Raw genomic sequence first — 6,850 nt, forward strand, 5'->3', positions numbered from 1 at the left:
AGCTCTGTGAAGCATAAAGTAAACAATATCCACTTTGTCGGCATTGGCGGCAGCGGCATGAGCGGCATCGCCGAAGTGCTGGTCAACCTCGGCTACAAGGTGTCTGGCTCCGACCTGGGCAGCAATGCGGCGACGCAGCGCCTGGCGAGCCTGGGCGCGACCGTCATGCTCGGCCACGCGGCCGAGAACATCGGCGACGCCGATGCGGTGGTGACGTCGGGCGCCGTCCCGCAAGACAATCCGGAAGTGGCGGCCGCGCGCGCGCGCAAGATCCCGCTGGTGCCGCGCGCCGTGATGCTTGGCGAGTTGATGCGCCTGAAACGCGGCATCGCGATTGCCGGCACCCACGGCAAGACGACGACCACCAGCCTGGTCGCCTCCGTACTGGCGCAAGGTGGTCTCGACCCGACTTTCGTCATCGGCGGCCGTTTGACCAGCGCCGGCGCGAACGCCAAGCTGGGCTCGGGCGACTATCTGGTGGCCGAAGCCGATGAATCGGATGCCTCGTTCCTGAACCTGACGCCGATGATCGAAGTGATCACGAATATCGACGCCGATCACATGGACACCTACGAGCACGATTTCGAAAAGCTCAAGCAGGCTTTCGTGCAGTTCACGCACCGCTTGCCGTTCTATGGCCGCGCCATGCTGTGCATCGACGATCCGCACGTGCGCGCCATCATCCCGTCCGTTACCAAGCCCGTCACCACCTACGGTTTCGCGGAAGACGCGCAAGTGCGCGCCATTAACGCGCGCGCCGTGGGCCTGGAAATGCATTTCACCGTGCTGCAGGAAGGCTACCCGGACCTCGACGTGGTATTGAACCAGCCCGGCATGCACAATGTGCAGAATGCCTGCTCGGCGATCGCCATCGCGCGCGAAATCGGTATCGCCGACAGCGCCACGCAGCAAGGCCTGGCCGAGTTCTCCGGTGTGGGCCGCCGCTTCACGCGCTACGGCGACGTGGCGCTGCCGAACGGCGGCAGCTTCGCGTTGGTCGATGATTTTGGCCACCATCCGGTGGAAACGGAAGTGACCCTGGCCGCCGCGCGCGCCGCCTATCCGGGCCGCCGCCTCGTGCTGGCGTTCCAGCCGCACCGCTACAGCCGCACGCGCGACCTGTTCGAGGATTTCGTGAAAGTGCTGGGCGCGCCCGATGTGCTGCTCTTGTCCGAAGTGTATGCGGCGGGCGAAGCGCCTATCGTTGCCGCCGACGGCCGCGCCCTGGCGCATGCGCTGCGCGCGCGCGGCAAGATCGAACCAATTTTCGTCGAGTCCATGAAGGACATGGCTGACACCATCATGAGCGTGGCGCGCGACGGCGACGTCGTGCTGACCATGGGCGCGGGCTCCATCAGCGGCATCCCGCAACAACTGACTACGTATCCATCCAACACTGTAAAGGCCTGATGTGAACCAAGCTTCAGCTATCGATGTAAAACAATTGGGCAAGGTCGGCGTCCTGTTCGGCGGCAGCTCGGCCGAGCGCGAAGTGTCGCTGATGTCCGGCACGGGCGTGCTGGCCGCGTTGACAAGCCGCGGCGTGGACGCGCACGCGTTCGACACGGGCGAACGCAGCCTGGCCGAACTGGCCGCTGAAAAATTCGACCGCGTCTTCATCGCGCTGCACGGCCGCTTCGGCGAAGACGGCAGCCTGCAGGGCGCGCTGGAGCAGCTGGGCATTCCCTACACGGGCAGCGGCGTGATGGCTTGCGCGGTGGGCATGGACAAGATTTACACCAAGATGATCTGGCTGATGCATCAACTGCCGACGCCGAAGTACGCGGTGCTCGATGACAGCTCCGACCTGGCCAAGGTCGCCGCGGAACTGGGCTTGCCGCTGATCGTCAAGCCGCCGCATGAAGGTTCGAGCATCGGCATCACCACGGTCAACGAGGCATCGGCCTTCCGGGCAGCCTACGACATCGCCGCCGGTCTCGATGATTCGGTGCTGGCCGAGGAATTCGTCAAGGGCCGCGAGTTCACCGTCGCGATCCTGGGCAAGGGCACCACGGCGCGCGCGCTGCCGCCGATCGAGATCGTCGCGCCGCAAGGCAATTACGATTACCAGAACAAGTACTTCACGGACGATACGCAGTATTTCTGCCCGCCGCAGCTGGACCCGGCGATCGTGGCGGAGATGGAACGCATCGCCGTGGCGGCCTACCGCGCTCTCGGCTGCGAAGGCTGGGGACGGGTGGACGTGCTGATGCGCGCGGCCGACAGCAAGCTGTTCCTGCTGGAAGTCAATACCTCGCCCGGCATGACGGGTCACTCGCTCGTGCCGATGGCGGCGCGCGCGGTGGGCATTAGCTATGAAGACCTGTGCCTGGAAATCGTCGCTGGCGCGCGTCTGAAAATGCACAAGGGACAGCACTGATATGTGGCATGACGCTAAAAGCCTCAATACGACTGCCAACGGCTTGCTGGCCGCGGTTCTGGTCGTGTGCGTGGCCGCCGGCGTCTGGTGGGTGTCGCAGCGTCCCATGTTCGACCTGCGCACGATCAAGGTGGAAAGCGCGGACGACAAGGGCCTGCGCCACGTGAATTACCTGACCCTGCGCAGCGGCACTTTGGGCCGCATCAAGGGCAATTTTTTCACGACCAACCTGGAAAGCGTGCGCGGCGTGTTCGAATCGGTGCCCTGGGTGCGCCGTGCGAGCGTGCGGCGCGAGTGGCCGAACCAGCTGATCGTGGCGCTGGAAGAACACGAAGCGCTGGGCACCTGGGGCGAGGATGGGCGTCTGCTGTCGGTCAAGGGCGACGTGTTTACGGCGAATGTGGCCGAAGCCGAAGACGACCATGAATTGCCTGCGTTTGCCGGTCCCGATGGCAGCGAAAAAGAAGTATTGGCCACCTATGTGCAGCTGGCAAAGTGGTTTGCGCCGCTGAAGATGGTGCCGGAAACCCTGTCGCTGTCGAGCCGCTATGCGTGGACCGTGAAACTGAATAACGGCATGAGCGTGGCGCTGGGACGCGAGCAGAATCATACGACCCTGAAGGCGCGCGTCGACCGGCTGGTGGGCATCTATCCGCAGTTGGCGAGCCGGCTGGAAAATATCGACACGATCGATATGCGCTACCAGAATGGCCTGGCGCTCAGTTCCGCCGGCCTGGTGATACCGGCCGAAGGCAAGGATGGCAAGCCAGTGATCAAGAAGAAAAACAGCAGTCCGATTAAAAAACCGGCTTAACCGAATACCCAATTAATTAATAGCCCAAAAAACTAGGCGAAAGAAATGACAAAAGACGCGAAAAACCTGATCGTCGGCCTCGACATCGGCACCTCGAAAGTGGTGGCGGTGGTAGCCGAAGTGATGTCCGACGGGCGCCACGAAGTGATCGGGCTGGGCCAGCACGAATCGAAGGGCCTGAAAAAGGGCGTGGTGGTCAATATCGAAGCCACGGTGGAGTCCATCCAGCGCGCGCTGGAAGAGGCCGAGCTGATGGCCGACTGCAAGATCCGCAATGTGTACGCGGGCATTGCGGGCAGCCATATCCGCAGCTTCAATTCCAGCGGCATGGTGGCCATCAAGGACAAGGAAGTGACGGCGACCGACGTGGCGCGCGTCATCGAGACGGCAAAAGCGGTTAACATTCCGACCGATCAGCAATTGCTGCACACGGTGCCGCAAGAGTTCATCGTCGACAGCCAGGAAGATGTGCGCGAGCCTATCGGCATGAGCGGCATCCGCCTGGAGGTGAAGGTGCATATCGTCACCGGCGCCGTGTCGGCGGTGCAGAACATCGTCAAGTGCGTGCGCCGCTGCGGCCTGGAAGTGTCGGACCTGATCCTGCAGCCGATGGCGTCCGCCGATGCAGTGCTCACGCCCGACGAGAAGGAACTGGGCGTGGTGCTGATCGACATCGGCGGCGGCACGACCGATGTGGCGGTATTCTCCGATGGCGCGATCCGCCATACGGCAGTCATTCCCATCGCCGGCGACCAGATCACCAACGACATCGCCATGGCCTTGCGCACCCCGACCGCGGAAGCGGAAGAAATCAAGATCCGCTATGGCGTGGCCAAGCAAGTCCTGGCCGACCCCGGCGAATCGCTGGAAGTGCCTGGCCTGGGCGACCGCGGCCCGCGCAACCTGTCGCGCCAGGCGCTGGCGGCAGTGATCGAGCCGCGTGTCGAAGAGCTGTTCGCCATGGTGCACCAGGTGGTGCGCGAATCCGGTTACGAAGGCGTGCTGTCCTCGGGCATCGTGCTCACGGGCGGCACGTCCATCATGCCCGGCATGGTGGAAATGGCGGAAGATATTTTCCTGAAACCGGCGCGCCTTGGCACGCCCGAGTATCGGGGCCAGCTGGCCGACGTGGTGCGCAGTCCGCGCTATGCCACGGTATTGGGCCTGCTGCTGGAAGCGAAGAAGCAATACCTGCGCGGCCACATCGTGACGCGTCAGGACGGCTCGGTGAAGGCAGTCTGGCAGCGCATGAAGGAATGGTTTTTAGGAAATTTTTAAGGGCATGATTTACGCCCGGCAGTACAGGTTTTTTAGCAGCATCGCAGGTACACACACATAACTTAATTTTATATTTAACCGCAGTTTTCAATCTCCAGTTCTCCTACCAATATGAGGCCTGGCGCTTGGAAACCGCATCTGATAGGAGCACATCATGGAGTTCGATATGGTCGATAACACAGCTTTAGGTACCGTCATCAAGGTCGTCGGCGTCGGCGGTGCGGGTGGCAATGCAGTCCAACACATGATCAACAAAGGCATGTCGGGCGTGGAATTCATTGCCGCCAACACCGACGCACAGGCCCTGTCGACATCGAAGGCCCACAACATCATCCAGATCGGCGATACCGGTCTGGGCGCAGGCATGAAGCCTGCCGTCGGCCGCCAGCTGGCCGAAGAGTCGCGCACGCGCATCGCCGATTCGCTGCGCGGTGCGCACATGGTCTTCATCGCCGCCGGCATGGGCGGCGGCACCGGTACGGGCGCCGCTCCCATCGTGGCCGAAGTGGCCAAGGAACTGGGCGCGCTGACGGTGGCCGTGGTCTCCAAGCCATTCTCGTACGAAGGCCAGAAGTGCATGGACATCGCCGACGAAGGCCTGGAGCAGCTGTCCCTGCACGTCGATTCGCTGATCATCATCCTCAATGAAAAACTGGAAGAGATCTACGAAGACGAAAGTATGCTGGAATGGATGCAGCACGCCGATGATGTGCTCAACAACGCGGTGGCCGGCATTGCCGAGATCATCAACGTGCCTGGCCATATCAACGTCGACTTCAACGACGTGAAAACCATCATGGGCGAGCAGGGCAAGGCCATGATGGGTACGGCGACGGCTTCCGGCGTCGACCGCGCGCGTATCGCCGCCGAACAGGCTGTCGCTTCGCCGCTGCTCGATGGCATCGATCTGTCCGGCGCGCGCGGCGTGCTGGTCAACGTCACGGCCAGCCGCGGCTTGAAAGGTAAAGAGATCAAGGAAGTCATGGCTGCCGTGCGCGCGTTTGCCGCGCCGGACGCGTCGATCGCGCAAGGTATCGCCTACGACGACGCCATGGGCGACGACATCCGCGTGACCGTGGTGGCCACGGGCCTGGGCCGCGCGAAGAAAAACATCCAGCTGGTACCGCAGCAAGTGCTGCGCACCGGTACCCACAACAGCCCGCTGACCCCGTCGGCTGCCATGGGTAGCGCGCAAGCGGCGACGACGACGGTTGGCGTGGCCACGCCGGCCGCCGGTTTCGACGGCATGAAGGCGCCTGCAGTATGGCGCCGCGAATCGGCTTCCGAGCAAGTGCGCGCGATGGAAAAGAATGGCATGGAGACGTATGACATTCCTGCTTTCCTGCGCAAGCAAGCCGATTAAGCGCAGTGAAAAAAGCCCATGGCGGCGTTGCATAGCCTTGCCGTACATTCGTACTGTCTTCGGCCATGCGCCTTGCCCTGAGCATTTTTCATGCGCTTCAATATGGAAAAGGTGATCTGATGTATGCAACGATGACGGCGGCCTGAGGGCCGCCGTTTTTTTTGCCGGCTTTTGACTTTTGACTTTGCCTTTCCGGCCATTTTCTGCACAAATACGGCAAGTCAGGCATACTATCGCGCAGTGTCGGCATCATGCCGGCAGAACCCTCAACCGACAGTACACAAGGAGTCAACATGACCATCAAGATCGGCGACACCCTGCCAGAAGGCACCCTGGCCGAATTCATCGAAAGCGAAACCGAAGGTTGCGCACTGGGCCCGAACACGTTCAACGTGCAAGACCTGGTGAAGGGCAAGAAGATCGCCATCTTCGGCCTGCCAGGCGCCTACACCCCAACCTGCTCCGCACAGCACGTGCCAGGCTACGTGCAGCACGCTGCCGACCTGAAAGCCAAGGGCGTCGATGAAATCTGGTGCATCTCCGTCAACGACGCGTTCGTGATGGGCGCCTGGGGCCGCGATCAGAAAGCCACCGGCGTCGTGCGCATGATGGCTGACGGCAATGCCGCTTACAGCAAGGCACTGGGCCTGGACGCCGATTTCTCCAAGCACGGCATGGGCACGCGCTCGCAGCGCTACTCGATGCTGGTCGACAATGGCGTCGTGACGCAATTGAACGTCGAGCAGGGCGGCAAGTTTGAAGTATCGAATGCCGAAACGCTGCTGGGCCAGCTGAAATAATCGTGGCGTAGGTCGGATTAGGCGCAAAGCGCCGTAATCCGACAATATTGTTGACGCCTTCGTGGTGTTGTCGGATTACGCGCTACGCGCTAATCCGACCTTGTATTATTCCCTTCATGCCGTTCGTGATATTGCGAACGGTATCGACCGCTGTCAAAATCTTGGTAGGCATATCAAGACCGGGTAACTGGATGCCGTATCCGCCCTTAGGCTCC

The 6,850-nt window shown here is 61.8% G+C and carries 6 protein-coding genes; all 6 read left to right on the forward strand.

Annotated features, from left to right (window positions below; genetic code table 11):
• Window positions 1-6: 6 nt before the first annotated feature.
• The 6 genes from murC (at window position 7) to MRBLMS1_RS28085 (ending at window position 6,635) form a co-directional block, all read left to right on the forward strand.
• A complete protein-coding gene (murC, locus tag MRBLMS1_RS28060) occupies window positions 7-1,410 on the forward strand; it encodes a UDP-N-acetylmuramate--L-alanine ligase (protein ID WP_034748872.1) in 1,404 nt (467 codons plus the stop codon).
• A 1-nt stretch (window position 1,411) separates the two neighbouring features.
• The gene (locus MRBLMS1_RS28065) at window positions 1,412-2,380 is read left to right on the forward strand and encodes a D-alanine--D-alanine ligase (protein WP_485883608.1); all 969 of its coding nucleotides are present in this window, start codon (window positions 1,412-1,414) and stop codon (window positions 2,378-2,380) included.
• A 1-nt stretch (window position 2,381) separates the two neighbouring features.
• The gene (locus MRBLMS1_RS28070) at window positions 2,382-3,194 is read left to right on the forward strand and encodes a cell division protein FtsQ/DivIB (protein WP_128141357.1); all 813 of its coding nucleotides are present in this window, start codon (window positions 2,382-2,384) and stop codon (window positions 3,192-3,194) included.
• Window positions 3,195-3,239: 45 nt separating this feature from the next.
• Window positions 3,240-4,472, forward strand: a complete 1,233-nt coding sequence (gene ftsA, locus MRBLMS1_RS28075) for a cell division protein FtsA (protein ID WP_010394955.1) — start codon at window positions 3,240-3,242, stop codon at window positions 4,470-4,472.
• 154 nt (window positions 4,473-4,626) lie between these two features.
• Complete coding sequence (gene ftsZ, locus MRBLMS1_RS28080) at window positions 4,627-5,835, forward strand: cell division protein FtsZ (protein ID WP_034748865.1); 1,209 nt, start codon at window positions 4,627-4,629, stop codon at window positions 5,833-5,835.
• 293 nt (window positions 5,836-6,128) lie between these two features.
• Window positions 6,129-6,635: a peroxiredoxin gene (locus tag MRBLMS1_RS28085; RefSeq protein WP_070305663.1), complete on the forward strand. Its 507-nt coding sequence runs from the start codon at window positions 6,129-6,131 to the stop codon at window positions 6,633-6,635.
• Window positions 6,636-6,850: the final 215 nt, after the last annotated feature.

The organism is Massilia sp. LMS1-1-1.1 (assembly GCF_040815535.1).
Taxonomy (GTDB): domain Bacteria; phylum Pseudomonadota; class Gammaproteobacteria; order Burkholderiales; family Burkholderiaceae_D; genus Janthinobacterium; species Janthinobacterium aestuarii.

Excerpts from the sequence above, each read along its gene's own strand:
- MRBLMS1_RS28070 (WP_128141357.1), top strand. The coding sequence starts at position 2,382 with ATGTGGCATGACGCTAAAAGCCTCAATACGACTGCCAACGGCTTGCTG.
- ftsA (WP_010394955.1), top strand. The coding sequence starts at position 3,240 with ATGACAAAAGACGCGAAAAACCTGATCGTCGGCCTCGACATCGGCACC.
- ftsZ (WP_034748865.1), top strand. The coding sequence starts at position 4,627 with ATGGAGTTCGATATGGTCGATAACACAGCTTTAGGTACCGTCATCAAG.
- MRBLMS1_RS28085 (WP_070305663.1), top strand. The coding sequence starts at position 6,129 with ATGACCATCAAGATCGGCGACACCCTGCCAGAAGGCACCCTGGCCGAA.